The sequence below is a fragment of the Mycobacterium barrassiae genome (genome assembly GCF_025822765.1).
GTDB lineage: Bacteria > Actinomycetota > Actinomycetes > Mycobacteriales > Mycobacteriaceae > Mycobacterium > Mycobacterium barrassiae.
On sequence record NZ_JACKUK010000044.1, the window covers coordinates 1 to 15227 of the forward strand.

Annotated in this window: 18 protein-coding genes, 3 tRNA genes and 2 pseudogenes; 13 read left to right on the plus strand and 10 right to left on the minus strand. The window is 66.0% G+C overall.

Translation table 11 applies throughout. The features are described from left to right. Positions 1-129 (plus strand): annotated as a pseudogene (locus H7J93_RS27385) (transposase); the annotation flags it as partial. Between the two features lie 36 nt (positions 130-165). Here H7J93_RS27385 and H7J93_RS27390 read toward each other — a convergent pair. Then, positions 166-657, minus strand: a pseudogene (locus H7J93_RS27390) (DUF222 domain-containing protein); the annotation flags it as partial. A 103-nt stretch (positions 658-760) separates the two neighbouring features. On the opposite strand from H7J93_RS27390, the gene H7J93_RS27395 reads away from it, so the two are divergent. Then, positions 761-2026, plus strand: coding sequence for a DDE-type integrase/transposase/recombinase (locus H7J93_RS27395; protein WP_443677676.1), 1266 nt, complete (start codon positions 761-763; stop codon positions 2024-2026). Between the two features lie 206 nt (positions 2027-2232). Here H7J93_RS27395 and wzm read toward each other — a convergent pair whose 3' ends face one another. The 4 genes from wzm to H7J93_RS27415 are packed head-to-tail and all read right to left on the minus strand — an operon-like array spanning position 2233 to position 5308. Continuing rightward, positions 2233-3063, minus strand: a complete 831-nt coding sequence (gene wzm / locus H7J93_RS27400) for a galactan export ABC transporter permease subunit Wzm/RfbD (RefSeq protein WP_267309431.1) — start codon at positions 3061-3063, stop codon at positions 2233-2235. Further along, a complete protein-coding gene (glfT1, locus tag H7J93_RS27405) occupies positions 3060-3992 on the minus strand; it encodes a galactofuranosyltransferase GlfT1 (RefSeq protein ID WP_267309432.1) in 933 nt (310 codons plus the stop codon). Before glfT1 ends, wzm begins: the two co-directional genes overlap by 4 nt. After that, positions 3989-4783 carry a galactan export ABC transporter ATP-binding subunit Wzt/RfbE gene (gene wzt / locus H7J93_RS27410; RefSeq protein ID WP_276022530.1) on the minus strand — a complete coding sequence of 265 codons (795 nt, stop codon included), beginning with the start codon at positions 4781-4783 and terminating at the stop codon, positions 3989-3991. Before wzt ends, glfT1 begins: the two co-directional genes overlap by 4 nt. Positions 4784-4801: 18 nt before the next feature. Next, complete coding sequence (locus H7J93_RS27415; RefSeq protein ID WP_267309434.1) at positions 4802-5308, minus strand: bacterial proteasome activator family protein; 507 nt, start codon at positions 5306-5308, stop codon at positions 4802-4804. 315 nt (positions 5309-5623) lie between these two features. On the opposite strand from H7J93_RS27415, the gene H7J93_RS27420 reads away from it, so the two are divergent. Continuing rightward, entirely contained in the window at positions 5624-6820 is a 1197-nt protein-coding gene (locus H7J93_RS27420) for a cysteine desulfurase-like protein (protein WP_267309435.1), read from the plus strand. 10 nt (positions 6821-6830) lie between these two features. Here H7J93_RS27420 and H7J93_RS27425 read toward each other — a convergent pair whose 3' ends face one another. After that, positions 6831-7814, minus strand: a complete 984-nt coding sequence (locus H7J93_RS27425) for an NAD(P)H-quinone oxidoreductase (RefSeq protein ID WP_267309436.1) — start codon at positions 7812-7814, stop codon at positions 6831-6833. A 78-nt stretch (positions 7815-7892) separates the two neighbouring features. On the opposite strand from H7J93_RS27425, the gene H7J93_RS27430 reads away from it, so the two are divergent. From H7J93_RS27430 to H7J93_RS27440, 3 genes are all read left to right on the plus strand, one after another. Next, positions 7893-8405, plus strand: coding sequence for a MarR family winged helix-turn-helix transcriptional regulator (locus tag H7J93_RS27430; RefSeq protein WP_267309437.1), 513 nt, complete (start codon positions 7893-7895; stop codon positions 8403-8405). A gap of 17 nt (positions 8406-8422) precedes the next feature. Then, a tRNA-Ser gene (locus H7J93_RS27435) sits at positions 8423-8512 on the plus strand. Between the two features lie 22 nt (positions 8513-8534). Then, positions 8535-8891 (plus strand): hypothetical protein, encoded by a 357-nt coding sequence (locus tag H7J93_RS27440; RefSeq protein ID WP_267309438.1) that lies wholly within the window; start codon positions 8535-8537, stop codon positions 8889-8891. Here H7J93_RS27440 and pdxR read toward each other — a convergent pair. Beyond that, a complete protein-coding gene (gene pdxR, locus H7J93_RS27445) occupies positions 8888-10270 on the minus strand; it encodes a MocR-like pyridoxine biosynthesis transcription factor PdxR (protein ID WP_267309439.1) in 1383 nt (460 codons plus the stop codon). The two genes, H7J93_RS27440 and pdxR, sit on opposite strands and share 4 nt — an antisense overlap. Before the next feature lie 46 nt (positions 10271-10316). On the opposite strand from pdxR, the gene H7J93_RS27450 reads away from it, so the two are divergent. Together H7J93_RS27450 and H7J93_RS27455 are read left to right on the plus strand one after the other, a co-directional pair. Further along, entirely contained in the window at positions 10317-10730 is a 414-nt protein-coding gene (locus tag H7J93_RS27450; protein ID WP_267309440.1) for a hypothetical protein, read from the plus strand. Further along, positions 10730-10939 (plus strand): hypothetical protein, encoded by a 210-nt coding sequence (locus H7J93_RS27455; RefSeq protein ID WP_267309441.1) that lies wholly within the window; start codon positions 10730-10732, stop codon positions 10937-10939. Before H7J93_RS27450 ends, H7J93_RS27455 begins: the two co-directional genes overlap by 1 nt. On the opposite strand, the gene H7J93_RS27460 is transcribed toward H7J93_RS27455, so the two are convergent. Together H7J93_RS27460 and H7J93_RS27465 are read right to left on the minus strand one after the other, a co-directional pair. After that, positions 10926-11759, minus strand: a complete 834-nt coding sequence (locus H7J93_RS27460; protein WP_267309442.1) for a crotonase/enoyl-CoA hydratase family protein — start codon at positions 11757-11759, stop codon at positions 10926-10928. The genes H7J93_RS27455 and H7J93_RS27460 overlap by 14 nt on opposite strands. An 18-nt stretch (positions 11760-11777) precedes the next feature. Further along, positions 11778-12215 carry a hypothetical protein gene (locus H7J93_RS27465; protein WP_267309443.1) on the minus strand — a complete coding sequence of 146 codons (438 nt, stop codon included), beginning with the start codon at positions 12213-12215 and terminating at the stop codon, positions 11778-11780. Positions 12216-12332: 117 nt separating this feature from the next. On the opposite strand from H7J93_RS27465, the gene H7J93_RS27470 reads away from it, so the two are divergent. Then, complete coding sequence (locus H7J93_RS27470) at positions 12333-12914, plus strand: TIGR03086 family metal-binding protein (protein WP_267309444.1); 582 nt, start codon at positions 12333-12335, stop codon at positions 12912-12914. On the opposite strand, the gene hisC is transcribed toward H7J93_RS27470, so the two are convergent. Further along, positions 12911-13957 carry a histidinol-phosphate transaminase gene (gene hisC / locus H7J93_RS27475; protein WP_267309445.1) on the minus strand — a complete coding sequence of 349 codons (1047 nt, stop codon included), beginning with the start codon at positions 13955-13957 and terminating at the stop codon, positions 12911-12913. The two genes, H7J93_RS27470 and hisC, sit on opposite strands and share 4 nt — an antisense overlap. A 92-nt stretch (positions 13958-14049) precedes the next feature. Here hisC and H7J93_RS27480 point away from each other — a divergent pair. The 4 genes from H7J93_RS27480 (at position 14050) to H7J93_RS27495 (ending at position 15184) form a co-directional block, all read left to right on the plus strand. Next, positions 14050-14141: transfer RNA gene (locus H7J93_RS27480), tRNA-Ser, on the plus strand. 16 nt (positions 14142-14157) lie between these two features. Further along, a tRNA-Arg gene (locus H7J93_RS27485) sits at positions 14158-14230 on the plus strand. 44 nt (positions 14231-14274) lie between these two features. After that, a complete protein-coding gene (locus H7J93_RS27490; protein ID WP_267309446.1) occupies positions 14275-14778 on the plus strand; it encodes a metallophosphoesterase family protein in 504 nt (167 codons plus the stop codon). Then, positions 14771-15184, plus strand: coding sequence for an MmcQ/YjbR family DNA-binding protein (locus H7J93_RS27495; RefSeq protein WP_267309447.1), 414 nt, complete (start codon positions 14771-14773; stop codon positions 15182-15184). The genes H7J93_RS27490 and H7J93_RS27495 overlap by 8 nt, the downstream gene beginning before the upstream one ends. Positions 15185-15227: the final 43 nt, after the last annotated feature.

Consider the following 15227-nt stretch of genomic DNA (forward strand, 5'->3'; position numbering starts at 1 on the left):
ACCGGGTTCGCCGAGGCGGTAGAGGCGACCTGGCCGCAGGCCACCGTGCAGACCTGTGTGGTGCACCTGATCCGCAACTCGATGCGGTTTGTGTCCTACGGAAAGCGCAAGGAGGTCGCGGCCGATATCGCCGATACAAAAGTCCCGGCCGCGGATGGCGCTTTTGGCCTCGATGACCGCATCACGGTCGAACTCAAAGACCACCGCGTCGATCACCGAGACCAGCTTGTCTTCAGACAGCGGACCCCACGTCGAGGCCCGCGCGGCGATCTCGGTATCGATACGCGCCCACAGCGCATCGTCGGTGACGAACTGGGTGCGCCAGGTAATCGCAGCCACCACCCGCGCACTGAACTCACCGCGGTGAAACAACCCCGCCACCGTCGGCAGGTGATCACGCAACGCCACGGCGATACACATCTGTCCAGAGGCCTTGCGCCGACTGAGCCGCAACGCCGCCGCGACCTCAGCGACCACCGAATCCCACCCATCACAGGCCCACCGCGACCGCTCGTGCTCATCCAGCACACGGCGACGCATCAATTCAGCGATCGCGGCCAACCGACGCGCCCCCGCCACCGCCTCGGCCCGCGCCCCGTCCTCGATCGCAGCAACAACTATGGCGTCGTCAGCACCAGCGAACTCAGACTCGAACATACATTCGATACTACAACCCACCACCGACCGCGTTGACTCATCAGATATGCGCGCGAAACGGTGATTCGTTGCCTCACTGGAAATGCGCGCGTATGCCCAGGGGATGGGGTTGACGTTGGCACAGCGCAGAGCAATCACCGAGACGACCGCGATCCGCTATCAGAGGGCCAGTAAGCGNGTGAAGGGTCGGATCCTCGATGAGTTGTGCGCCAACACCGGCTGGCACCGCAGCCATGCCCGCAAGGCACTCAACGCCGCGGGGCAGCCCAAGAGCATCACCGCTCGCAGTGCGCGGCCAGTCAAATATGGCGATGAGGTGATCGCGGCATTGACCGTGTGCTGGCAAGTGCTGGGAATGCCGGCCGGTAAGCGGCTGGCACCGATGCTCACCGAGCTCGTGGCGGTGCTGCGGCACTTCGGGGAGCTGGCGATCAGCGACGACATCGCGGCACTGTTGGTATCGATGTCGGCGGCCACCATCGATCGCCGACTTGCCGGTGAGCGCGCCAAATACAAGATCAGAGGTCGGGTGGGCACCAAGCCGGGGTCGATACTGAAAAGTCAGATCCCGGTACGCACCTGGGCCGAATGGGACGACGCGGTGCCCGGCTTCGTCGAGATCGACACGGTCTTTCACGACGGCGGCAACCGCGGCGGCGGCCATGCCTTCACGCTGACGGTCACCAACATCGCCACCGGCTGGACCGAGAGCCACTCGCTACCTGACAGGGCAGCCAAACACATACTGGCCGCCCTAAATCACATCGCCACCGTCATGCCGTTCCCGATCCTCGGGATCGACTGCGACAACGGATCGGAATTCATCAACGACGACCTGCTGGCATGGTGTCGAGATCGTCAGATCACCTTCACCCGGTCACGGCCAGGTAATAAGAACGACGGCTGCCACGTCGAGCAGAAGAACTGGACGATGGTACGCACCGTGGTGGGCTACTACCGCTACGACACCGCCTCAGAACTGTTGCTCCTCAACGAGATCTGGGCTCTGCAGTCCAAGCTGACCAACTACTTCTACCCACAACAGAAATTGATCTCCAAAGTCCGCACCGGGGCCAAGGTCTCCAAAAAGCACGACACCGCCACCACCCCATACCACCGCGCGATCAACCATCCGACCATGACTGTGGAACGCATCGTGGGCCTGACCCGGACCTACTCGCTGATCAACCCAGCCGCCACCCAGCGCCAGGTCCACGCCCTCACCACCCAGCTGCATACCCTAACGACCAGCAAAGCCGCACCCGGCACCACAGCCCCCATGAACAAGCGCGCACGCTTACGTGAGGCAACGAATAACCCTTCGCGNAGCGCCAGGTCCACGCCCTCACCACCCAGCTGCATACCCTAACGACCAGCAAAGCCGCACCCGGCACCACAGCCCCCATGAACAAGCGCGCACGCTTACGTGAGGCAACGAATAACCCTTCGCGCGCATGTTGACCTGAGGCAACAGGGACGCCCCACCACCAGCCAAACCCCAGCCTGTGGATAAAACCGCAATTGGGGATAACTCTCCGCAAGAGCCGGCGGCGGCGGCCAGTGCCGGCGTCGGGACTAGACCCAGTACGCGACGCGCGACCGGTACTGCCGCATGGCAAAAGCGGCCATCATCCAGCCGATGATCGTCAGCACGATGACCACCACCCAGTGGTGCACCTCCTGGTCCGCACCGAGCAGCGGCGCCCGCACGATGTCCAGATAGTGCAGCAGCGGATTGAGCTCGACGATGCGCGCGTAGTCACCCGCTCCCTGCTGCTGCAGGGTCGACTCGTTCCAGATGATCGGCGTCATGAAGAACAGTAGCTGCACAAGGCTCACCAACAGCGGGCTGATGTCGCGATAACGGGTCGCCAGGATCCCGAAACACAGTGACACCCAGACCATGTTGAGCACGATCAGGAACAGCGCCGGGACGACCGCGAAGTCTGTCCACTTCCAGGGCTTCGGATAGATGACCGCGATGATCACGAAGATGATCATGTTGTGGGCGAACAGCAGGATCTGCCGCCACACCAACCGATACACGTGGACCGACAGCGGCGTCGGAAGCTGTTTGATGAGGCCCTCATTCGCGATGAAGACCTCAGCACCCTCGAGGATCGACGCGTTGATCAGGTTCCAAACGATCAGACCGAGCGTGACGTAGGGCAGATGCTCTTCCAGCGGCAGCTTGAACAGCTTGGAGTACAACAGCCCCATCGCGACCGCCGTCGCGCCGGTGGCGATGGTGATCCAGAACGGTCCAAGCACGGATCTGCGATAGCGCTGCTTGATGTCCTGCCAGCCCAGGTGCAGCCACAACTCGCGCTTGCCGAAACCCGCGACCAAATCGCCCCAGGCACGCGCCATCGTCTTCGACTGCGCGGCGGCGTCGGTGAACGTCATCTCTTTTTCCCGTCGCTTCGCTCGCCCAGGTGGCCGGGCCTCCCGAACTTCTCCCTACGGCCCATGCGCCGCAACCGAATCCACTCGATAAAGCCGGCCGGGTCGCGCCGTGACACCAGGAAGTACCAGCCGAACCTCACCCACTCCTGGAACAGCAGTCGGCGCAACCCGGGCTGCGACAACAGGTATCCGCGGTTGCGGTAGGTGAAGAACCGCTTGGCCTCGTCGTCGGGGTACTGCGTGTGCATCCGCCCGCCGAGGATCGGTTTGAACTCGTCTCCGCCTTGTGGATGCAGGTAACTGGCGTTCAGACAGGTGCCGAACGGCAGCCCCGATCTCACCAGGCGGCGGTGCAGCTCCGTCTCGTCGCCACGCACGAACAGCCGGAGGTCGGGCACGCCGATGATCTCCAGCGTCGACGCGCGAAACAACGCCCCGTTGAAGAAGGACGCGATGCCCCGCAGTAGATCGTCGGATGTCTCGGTGCGCAGTTCCTCGACCCGCCGTCGCCACACCAGACCGCGGCGCAGCGGAAACGCCAGCCGCCCAGGGTCGTTCATGTCGCACACCATCGGCGACACCGCGGCCAACCTGTGCTTGTCTGCGCACGCCAGCAGCGATCCGAGCACTTCAGAATCGGCGGGCCGACCGTCGTCATCGGCCAGCCATACCCAGTCAGCGCCGAGGGCGAGCGCCTGCAGCATGCCCAGCGCGAAACCGCCTGCGCCGCCGAGGTTTCGGCGTGAACCGATATACGTGGTCGGGATCGGCTGACCGGCGACCAGCTCGGCAACATGCGGGTCGTTGTCGTTGTCGACGACGATGAGATGGTCGGGCGTACGCGTCTGGGCCGACACCGCCTCCAGCGACTTGGCCAGTTCGTCCGGACGCCGGTGCGTGACAACGACGACGCACAACAGGCCGGTCATACCGAGCGCTTCTCCTCGAGGACCTCGCGCACGTGACGTGCCGCGTCCTCGCCCTCATACGCCCGCACGACCTCCTCGATGCCGCCGGTCATCTTGATGGTGCCGTGGTCGATCCACATCGCCGTGTTGCACAGGCGAGCCAGGAACTCGTTGGAGTGGCTGGCGAACACGAGGATGCCCGAGCGCTCGACGAGGCTCTGCAGCCGCGACTGCGCCTTCCTCAGGAAGTCGGCGTCCACCGCGCCGATTCCCTCGTCGAGCAACAGGATCTCGGGGTCGATGCTCGTCACCACGCCCATCGCCAACCGCACCCGCATACCGGTGGAATACGTGCGCAGCGGCATCGACAGGTAGTCACCCAGTTCGGTGAACTCTGCGATCTCGTCGACCTTCGCCAGCATCTGCTTGCGTGTCTGCCCGAGGAACAGCCCGCGGATGATGATGTTCTCGAAGCCGGTGATTTCGGGATCCATGCCGACCCCGAGATCGAACACCGGGGCCACCCGGCCTGTCACCGTCGCGACTCCGCGCGTGGGTTCGTAGATCCCCGACAGCAGCCGCAGCAGTGTGGACTTCCCGGCACCGTTGTGGCCGACGAGGCCGACGCGGTCGCCCAGCTCCAGCGACATCGTGATGTCCCGCAACGCCTCGATGACGACGACGTTGGACTCGTTGCGGCCGATGGCCCCGCCGGCCTTCCCGAGGAACGCCTTCTTCAGCGAGCGCGACTTCGCGTCGAAGATGGGAAACTCCACCCAGGCGTCGCGCGTCTCGATACGCGGGGTCACCAGCCGACTCCTACCCGAACGTCAGAGGTACTGGCCGGTCCCGGCACCGCTGCGCGGTCCGGCGACTCCCGGGGGCAGCGCACCCTGACCGCGCATCTGCTCCAGCTGCTGACGCGCGGCCATCTGCTGGGCGAACAGAGCGGTCTGGATGCCATGGAACAGGCCCTCCAGCCAGCCGACCAACTGCGCCTGCGCGATGCGAAGTTCGGCGTCCGATGGGACGGCCTCGTCGGTGAAGGGCAGCGTCAGGCGTTCGAGCTCATCGCGCAGCTCAGGCGCCAGGCCGTCCTCCAACTCGGCGATGCTGGTCCGGTGGATCTCGCGCAGCCGGTTGCGGCTGGCCTCGTCGAGCGGGGCCGCGCGCACCTCCTCGAGCAGCTGCTTGATCATCGTGCCGATCCGCATCACCTTCGCAGGCTGCTCGACCAGGTCGGTCAGCGACTTGCCGTTGTCATCGCCCTCGTCGTTCGCAGCGCCTTGATCGCCGCCGATGACCTCGATGCCGTCGTCCTCGTTGTTGGCTGTCATGTCCCTCTCCGCGCATTTGTCGAGCGGGCTTTTCCGTTGCCGGAGGGCGTCACCCTCGACTCCCTCGGCCTTTAACGTATCTAGCGACACTAGTCCGTCAGGTAGGGACGACCGTCATGCCGCCCCCGCGAGGATTGCTCCCCGAGCAGCAGCAACGAACGGGCTATGAGCACCCCGGCCCCAATCCGCACTGGACTAGTATTGCTGGCCAGGTGACCCGTACCGGGCTCGGCTGGGAAGCTTTGGGCACAGCCGGTCATCGCCCGGGATCGTGTCCGGTTGCGCGATTCACGACAGGCTAAGAGGTGGGCTGGCATGGCATACGACGTCGCCCGGGTGCGTGGGCTGCACCCGTCTTTGGGCGACGGTTGGGTGCACTTCGACGCCCAGCACGGCATGCTGCTGCCCGACGCCGTCGCCAGGGCCGTATCGACCGCATTCCGTGGCTCCATGCCCACCCCGACCGGGCCGCACCCCTCGGCCCAGCGCAGCGCGGCCGTGCTCACCGCCGCCCGCCAGGCGGTCGCCGATCTGGTCGGCGCCAAGCCGGAGGGGGTCGTCCTCGGTTCCGACCGCGCGGTCCTGCTCACCTCGCTTGCTGACTCCTCGGCCGCTCGAGTCGGGCTCGGCTACGAGATGGTGGTCAGCCGCCTGGACGACGAAGCGAACATCGCCCCGTGGCTGCGCGCAGCCAATCGCTATGGCGCCAAGGTGAAGTGGGCCGAGGTCGACATCGAGACCGGCGAGCTGCCGAACTGGCAGTGGGAGAGCCTGATCACGGCTCCGACCCGGCTCGTCGCAATCGCCTCCGCATCATCGACGCTGGGTACGGTCACCGATCTGCGGGCCGTTACCAAGCTGGTGCACGAAAACAGCGGTCTCGTGGTGGTCGACCACTCGGCGGCCGCACCATACCGGCTGATCGACATCGACGAGATCGACGCCGACGTGGTCGCTGTGAACGCGCTCGCCTGGGGCGGCCCGCCGATCGGCGCACTGGTGTTCCGCGACCCCGCAGTGATCGACTCCTTCAGTTCCGTGTCGCTGAACCCCCACGCTCGCGGACCGGCGCGGCTGGAGGTCGGGGCGCACCAGTTCGGTCTGCTCGCGGGCGTCGTCGCCAGCATCGAGTACCTGGCCTCCCTCGACGAGTCGGCGCACGGCACCCGACGCGAAAGACTTGCGCTCTCAATGCAATCAGCGTCGTCCTACATGAATCGACTGTTCGACTACCTGCTCATGTCGCTGCGCTCGCTGCCCGCCGTCATCGTGATCGGTCGGCCCGAAATGCGTATTCCCGTACTCAGTTTCGCGGTCAACGACGTGCCCGCGGAGAAGGTGGTGCAGCGGTTGGCCGACAACGGTGTCCTGGCGATCGCCAATGCCGGATCGCGTGTGCTCGACGCGATCGGCGTCAACGACATCGGCGGTGCCGTCACGGTCGGGCTGGCCCACTACACGACGACCGCTGAAGTGGACCAGCTCGTGCGTGCGCTCGCTTCGCTGGGCTGAGCGCACCCCGTCAATCTGCTACGCGCAGAAGGATTTTTCCCGAGACCTCACCCGAGTTCAGCAGCTCGTGCGCGGCGCCTGCCTGCTCGATCCCGAACTCGGCGCCGATGATCGGACGCACCTGACCGTCCGCGATCATCGGCCAGACGTTGGCGACCACCTCGGTGGTGATCTCGCTCTTGCTACTGGGTCCGCTCACCGGACGCGACCGCAACGCGGTGGCGATCACCCCGCCTCGCTTACCGAGCAGCTTGCCGATGTTCAGCTCGCCTTTGACCCCGCCCTGCATGCCGATGATCACCACGCGGCCGTCGGGCGCGAGCGCGTCGACGTTGCGGTCGAGGTAGGCCGCACCCATGATGTCGAGGATCACGTCGGCACCCGCGCCGTCGGACTCGGCGCGGATCCGCTCCACGAAGTCCTCGTTGTGGTAGTCGATGCTGACCTCGGCGCCGAGCTCGGCGCACAGGTCCAGCTTGTTCTTCGACCCGGCCGTGATCGCCACCCGGCAGCCAAGCGCGCGGCCGACCTGGATGGCGTGCGTGCCGATGCCGCTCGCACCGCCGTGGACGAGCAGCCACTGACCGGACTTCAGGTGCGCGGTCATCACCAGGTTCGACCACACCGTGCATGCGACCTCCGGCAGGGCGGCCGCGTGGTGCAGCGTCACCGTGTCCGGGATAGGCATCACCTGTCCGGCGGGCACGGCGACGTACTCGGCGTAGCCGCCGCCCGCCAGCAAAGCGCACACCGGTTGCCCCACGTCCCATCCGGTGACCCCGTCGCCCAGGCCGGCGATCGTGCCCGACACCTCGAGGCCGAGGATCTCGCTAGCGCCAGGTGGCGGCGGATACTTGCCCGCCGCCTGCAGCAGATCCGCCCGGTTCACGCCCGCAGCGCTGACCTTGATGAGCACTTCGCCGTCGCCGGGCACCGCGTCAGGAACTTCTTGCCAGGTCAATTGGCCTTTGCTGGCGGTCATGATCGCTTGCATTCAAACAAGGCTACTACGCTGCGAAAACAGTCTGATTGTTCCTGCCCCAGCAACGCCTCAGAGATTTACCATTGCCGCATGGAGCAGATCATCGCGGGGCGTACGGCCAGTGATATGCCGGGTTTGGATATCGCTGAGCAGCGGTCGTGGCAAAACTTCCTTGATTCCGCATTGCGGATGTACGCGACCCTCAACCGGTCGCTGATGGATGCACACCAGCTGACGCTCAACGATGTACGACTGCTCGACATCCTGGACAAGTCCGAGACCGGATCGTCGCGGATGGGCGACCTGGCAGACAACCTGATGTCGCTCCCCAGCCGCGTGACCCGTCAGATCCGCCGCCTCGAGCTACAGGGTCTGGTGCGACGCGGCGCGAGCCCCGACGACGGCCGCGGCGTGCTGGCCACCATCACCGACGAGGGCCGCACCGCCGTGCGCGAAGCCATGGTGACCTACGGCCAGGGCGTGCGGACGCACTTCCTCTGCCGGCTGTCACGTCCGCAGATCGCGGCGATGGGGGAGAACTGCCGACGCGTCAGCGTCGCTCTCAAGACTGCGGCACCTCCCGCGAAACTCGGCCGCGTCTAGCCCGTACCCTTATCGGCGGTGGCGTGGCAGAGCGGCCTAATGCACTCGCCTTGAAAGCGAGAGACGGCTAAAACCGTCCGGGGGTTCAAATCCCTCCGCCACCGCCAAAGTGGCCACTACCATTCATCCATGAGCGCAACGGTGGGGGCCGTGATCGGAGTCACGGTGCTGGCCGTGGCATGTGCAGTGGTCGTGGGGTGGCTGCTGTGGAGTAGCCGCATCGACCGTCGTGGCGAAACGTCCGCGGCGCGATACCGCCGCAGCGCCATGCATCTGCACAGTCCGCGAAACCGTCGGGTGATGCGCGCCAAACAGCGCCGCAACATGTGGGCCGCCGGGTCGGCAGGTGCCGCCGGCATCGGTTATCTCGGCATCGGTCGTGGCGACTATGGCGATGGAGATCAGGGCGGTGGATGCGCAGCCGGATGCGGCGGTGGCTGCGGCGGCGGTGGCTGCGGCGGCGGCGGTGGCTGCGGCGGCAGTTAGTCCAGCGCCCGAGCCAGTTCCCGCACGCCCCGTTCGATCTGCGACTCGCTGAGGTTGGCATAGCCGAGCATCAATCCCGGTGGCGCCGTGGCCGGTTCGGCGTAGCAGGGAGCGAGCGGCTCGACGCGAATCCGCATCCTGGCCGCGTGCGCGACGATATCGTCGATGGGGAAGCCGTCGGGAAAGCGGACGGTGAGATGGACGCCTGCCGCCGCACCCAACACTGTCGCGTCGGGCAGATGCCGGGCCAACGCACGCAGCAGTGCATTACGGCGTACCTGATATCGCCGACGCATCTGTCGCAGATGCCTGTCGTAGCCGCCCGACGTGAGGAACTGCGCGAGAGCCACCTGATCCATGACCGAACTCCCGGTGTCCGCAAGGCCTTTGGACAACGTGGCCGCGTAGACGAGGTGCGCAGGCAGCACCATCCAGCCGATGCGCAGTCCGGGCGCCAGCGTCTTGCTCGTCGATCCCACGTACACCACGCGGTCGGGCGCGATGCCCTGCAGTGCGCCCACAGGTGCACGGTCGTAACGGTATTCGGCGTCGTAGTCGTCCTCGATCACCAGATGTCCTGCGCGGGCCCACTCCACCAACGCCGTGCGCCGTGCCGCGGAGAGTACGACGCCCGTCGGCGACTGGTGGGCGGGAGTGGTCAACACCGCCGTGGCTCCGCTGGTTGACAGCGCCGCGACATCGAGGCCCTCGTCGTCGATCGGTACCGGTATGGGATTGATACCGTTGTGCTGCAGTATCTTTCGATGCAGCCAGAAGCCGGGATCCTCCATCGCGAGCGGGGTGCCCCGCAGCGTCTGAGCGAGCAATGCGATGGCCTGTGTCGCACCGGAACAGATGACGATGTGCTGCGGATCGGCCAAGACACCACGGGTGCGCCGCAGATAGTCCGCGATCGCGACGCGGGCCGAGATCAGGCCCTGGGGCGCGACGTACCCGAAGGCATCGGACTCGAGGTCGGCCAACCCTTGCCGCAGCGCGCGCAGCCAGGCGTGGCGCGGAAAGCTGGACAGATCCGGTGATCCGGGCAGGAAGTCGACGTCGTAGCGCGGCGGTTCGGCGGTCGCGCGCTCGGGAGCGCTCGCCGTGTCGACGGTGGCGACGCGGGTGCCTGACCCGTGCCTGCTGAGCAGGAAGCCTTCGGCCACGAGCTGGCTGTAGGCATCGACGACGAGCCGACGGGACACTCCGAGATCGGCAGCCAGCACCCGGGTCGACGGAAGCCTGGTGTGCGGCGTCAGTCGCCCGGAGCGGATCGCGTCGCGCAGACCGTTGACGAGTTGGTGGTGCAGTGGGGCCGGTGCCGTCCTGTCGAGTTCGACGAGCAGCTCCGGACCGGAAGTGGTACCCGAAATCGTCATCTAAGTGGTGCCTAACCTGAGGCCAGTCGCGTATTACCGTGACGGTATGACGACCACTCCCGCCCGCACAAGAGGCGGCTTCGTCGAGGTGACGCTGATCGTGTTCGGGCTGTACGCCCTGGGCGTCGGGCTGTTCATGCTGTTCGCCCCGGGGCCCTTTTTCGACACGCTCGGGACCTTCGGGGTCCGCAACGATCACTACATCTTCGACAACGCCACGTTCGAGATTCCCCAAGGCCTGCTGCTGCTCGGCGCGGTGCGGCGAGTGTCGTGGAGGGTGCCTGCATTGGCCTTCGCCACGCTGCACTGGGCGCTGCACGCCATCAGCCACATCATCGATCCCCACCACGGGGCGGGTGACCTGTACGGCTGGCTGGAGGCGGGTGGTCTGGTTGCGACGACCGCGATCCTCGCAATTGCGTTGCGCGCCAGCATCATCACGGAACGAGGAGGTCGCTGATGCGCGTGCTGGTAGGTGGCGCGACGAGCGTGCCCGGAATCCCGCTGCTGCGGGAGTTGACTTCGCGCGGCCACGAGGTGATCGGCGTGACCCGCTCACCGTCGAAGACGCCGCAGATCGCGTCGGCGACGGCGTTCGGGACAACCTGGCTGCCGTTGACCAACGCCAAGGCGAAGGCCGAACTCGGCTGGACCCCTATTCCCCGGTGAAGTTCGGCGACCGCTTCTCGAACGTCGCCTTGAGCCCTTCCGCCAGATCCTTGGACGGCAGGAATGCCGAGTTCCAGGCCGCCACGTAGCGCAGGCTCTCGGAGACCCTGGCGACGCGCTGCTGATCGAGGACATCCTTGACACCGCTGACGACCAGTGGCGGGTTGGCCGCGATCTCGGCTGCCGTCGCGTGGGCGGCCGCCAGCGACGCTTCTGCGTCGTCGAACACGTCGTTGACGAGTCCGATCTTCTCGGCCCGAGCCGCGTCGATGTCCTTACCCGTCAGCGCCAGCTCGCGCATGTGCCCGTCAGACAGGATCAGCGGCAACCGCGCCAGGCTGCCGACGTCGGCGACGATCGCGAGCTTGACCTCGCGCACCGAGAACTTGGCGTCGGCGCTGGCGTAGCGGATGTCGACGGCGGAGATCAGGTCGACGCCGCCGCCGATGCACCAACCGTGTACGGAGGCGATGGTGGGTGTGCGGCAGTCGGCGACAGCGTTGATGGCGCCCTGCATCCGCAGGATCGTCTTGTGGAACTCGGACCGCGGACGAGCGGTGGCGCCTTCGGCGAGCACGTCCGACAGGGTGCCGCCCATCGCCAGCAGATCAAGCCCGTAGCTGAAGTTCTTGCCCGAACCGGTCAGCACGATCGCCCGCACCTCGCGGTCGGCGTCGAGCTCGGCGAACACCTCGGGCATCTCGGCCCAGAAGTCCGGACCCATCGCGTTGCCCTTGCCCGGCCCGATCAGCGTCACCTGCGCGACGTTGTCTTTGACCTCGACGGTGACGGATTCGTATGCCCCAAGCTTCTCGCCCATGGGCAGAAGGCTAACGACTCACGGCGGCGAGCCGGACACCACCTCGCTGACCGTCATATCCGGCATGAACTGGCACATGGCGCCGGCCATGAGGATGGCCGTCAGCTCGGCCGTCTGGTCGGTCACGCCTTCTTTGCCGAGGATGGCGCGGATCACGGCCTTCTGGGTGGCCTCGTCGAGATCGGTGTACTCCTCGCACGTCATTGTCTGCGCATTCGGCGGCGCGGGAACATCCGGGACGTCATCGCCGCCGAACCCTGGCAGACCGGGGATATCGGGGATCTCGAAACCCGGTAGGCCCGGAATGGTCGGCTGCGCCGTCGCCGTCGGCGGCGACGTCAAATCGGGGCCGGGTTCGGTCGTCATGGCGACGTTGCCCTCGGTGGTGCGCTGGCACCCCGTCGCGAGGCCGATCACGATCAGTGCCGCGGCCCCCACCCGCACGTGCGTCTTCATCTGGGCAACGATAGGCGCAAGCGCGACGTAGCGTGGCAGCATGACCACCCGAAGACGAGCGCGAGTGAGGATCGCAGGGAGGAACGAGCGAGGACCGGAACGAGCGGGAGGCGAGCCATGACCGACGACCTGCGCCCCGGACCCGATTCGCCGCCGACGGACGAACTGCAGGCCGCCGAAGCCACCTTCGCCGTGCTGGGTCATGTCCTGCACGGAATCGCCGACGACGACCTCGACAAGCAGACGCCGTGTCGCGATTTCGATGTGTCGTCGCTCACCGATCACCTGATGAACTCGATCACCGTAATCGGCGGTGCCGCCGGTGCCGAGTTCCCCGAGCGGGATCGGACGGACTCGGTGGAACGTCAAGTGGTCCTGGCCGCACGGCCTGCATTGGACGCCTGGAAGCGGCGAGGCCTCGACGGCACCGTGTCGTTCGGGACCAACGAGGTGCCCGCCAAACTGATGGCCGGCATCCTGTCGCTCGAATTCCTGGTTCACGCTTGGGATTACGCGGCTGCCGTCGGACGTGAGGTGGACGCGCCGGACTCGCTGACGGACTATGTCATGGGCCTGGCACGCAACATCATCACCCCACAGGGTCGCGCGAACGCCGGCTTCGACGATCCGATCGAGGTACCCGACGACGCAGGTGCGCTGGATCGCCTGCTGGCGTTCACCGGCCGCAACCCGGGTTAGATCCAGCCGCGGGCGAATTCGACAAACGCGTCGTTCTCGTGTGGCGCGCCGATGGTGACACGCACCCCGTCCTCGGCGTACGGCCGCACGATGATCCGGCTGTCGGCCGCGGCCTTGGCGAACTCCTGCGTCCGGCCGGGCAGTGGCAGCCAGACGAAGTTCGCCTGGGACGGCGGCACCGTATAGCCGGCGTCGCGCAGGGCATCGGTGACGCGGGTACGTTCGGCCACGACCTCGTCGGTTCGGGCCATCAGTTCGTCGGCGGCCTCCAGTGAGGCGATGGCCGCGACCTGCGACACCGTGGTCGCGTTGAACGGCACGTAGACCTTGCCCAGTGCCGTGACGATGTCGGGATCGCAGACCGCGTAGCCGACGCGCAGCCCGGCCAGCCCGTAAGCCTTCGAAAACGTCCGTAGCACAACGACGTTGCGATGATTGCGGACCAGGCCGAGGCTGTCTGGCACGAACCCGTCGCGGATGTATTCGACGTACGCCTCGTCCAGGACGATCATGATGTGCGACGGCACCGCTTCGACGAAGGCGGCCAGTTTGTCGGGGTCGACGACAGTGCCGGTCGGGTTGTTCGGGTTGCACACGAAGATCAACCGGGTGCGGTCGGTGATCGCGGCCAGCATCGCGTCGAGGTCGAAGACGTAGTCCGACAGCGGTACGTGTACCGGCGTGGCCCCTGCGGTGCGGACCTGCAGCGGGTAGATCTCGAAGCTGCGCCAGCCGTAGAGCACCTCGTCACCGACAGTCGATGTGATCTGGATCAACTGCTGGGAGAGGCTGACCGATCCACCGCTGACGGAGATGTGCTCGGGCGAGAAGTTGACGTGCTTGGCCAAGGCCTCCCTGAGGTCGACGTAGCCGTTGTCGGGGTAGCGGTTGATGTGGTCGATGGCCTTCTCGATCGCGGCCCGGACGCTGGGCAGCGGCCCGTGCACCGTCTCGTTACTGGCGATCTTGATGGCCCCCGGCACGTTCATACCGGGGGTGTAGGCCGGTAGATCGGCAAGCTCTGGTCGTAGCCGGGCAGTCACCCGCTCAGTTTATGGGTAGCTGGCGTGCTCCTGATCTGCTTTGCTTCGCGCTATCGGGGCTGTGTACTCTGTCGGATCGGCGGTAAACGTCGGGAGGCGTGCCAGAGCGGCCGAATGGGACTCACTGCTAATGAGTTGCCCGGCTTAAACCGGGCCGGAGGTTCAAATCCTCTCGCCTCCGCCAACAACTGAACATGTATGCGCCCGTAGCTCAACGGATAGAGCATCTGACTACGGATCAGAAGGTTAGGGGTTCGAATCCCTTCGGGCGCGCTCACACTTGGAACACTCGCCGGCCTGGTCGCTAGATTGAGGTCGTGCGGCTTCTGCTCATCGCCGATACTCACGTTCCCAAGCGCGCCCGTGACCTTCCCGCCCGCGTCTGGGACGAGGTCGCATCGGCCGATGTGGTGATCCACGCCGGGGACTGGGTCGAGCCGCAGCTGCTCGACACCCTCGAGGCGCGCGCGAAGCGGCTGATCGCGTGCTGGGGGAACAACGACGGCGCCCAGTTACGCTGCCGCCTCCCCGAGAGGGCCGATGCCACGCTCGGCGGTCTCCGGTTCACGGTGACGCATGAGACCGGAGCGGCGTCCGGTCGTGAGGCCAGGATGGCCAGGATGTACCCCGACACCGACGTGCTGGTGTTCGGCCACAGCCACATCCCATGGGACACCTGCGCGAAAACCGGTCTGCGACTGCTCAATCCAGGCTCCCCGACGGATCGGCGACGCCAGGAGTTCTGCACGTACATGACCGCGACCGTGCATGACGGCGAGCTGTCTGACGTCGAGCTGCACCGCCTGGAGCGCCATGCGTGACCGGCCCGCCCGCGTCGTCGACGTGCACCAGATCGCCGCCGCGATGCCACACGCCACCCGTATCGAGGGCCCCAAGGGCAACCCCATCTATCAGGTGGGCGGCAAGTCATTCGTTTTCTTCCGCACGCCACAGCCCGATGCCGAAGATCCCGAGACCGGTGAGCGCTATACCGACGTGATCATGATCTGGGTCGAGTCCGAGGCCGACAAGCTGGCGCTCATCCAGGATCCCAACTCGCCGTTCTTCACCACAGAGCGCTTCGAGGGACACCCGTCCGTGCTGGTGCGCGCCAGCCGATTGTCGGAGATCGGCAAGGTCGAGCTCACCGAGCTGATTCAGGATGCCTGGCTGTCGAGGGCATCGAAGCGGCGAGCCGAACGGTGGTTGGCCGAGCAGGAGGGCTGAGTTGCCCCGGCGGTGACGCGGTGCGCGTTAATCTGCGGATCTG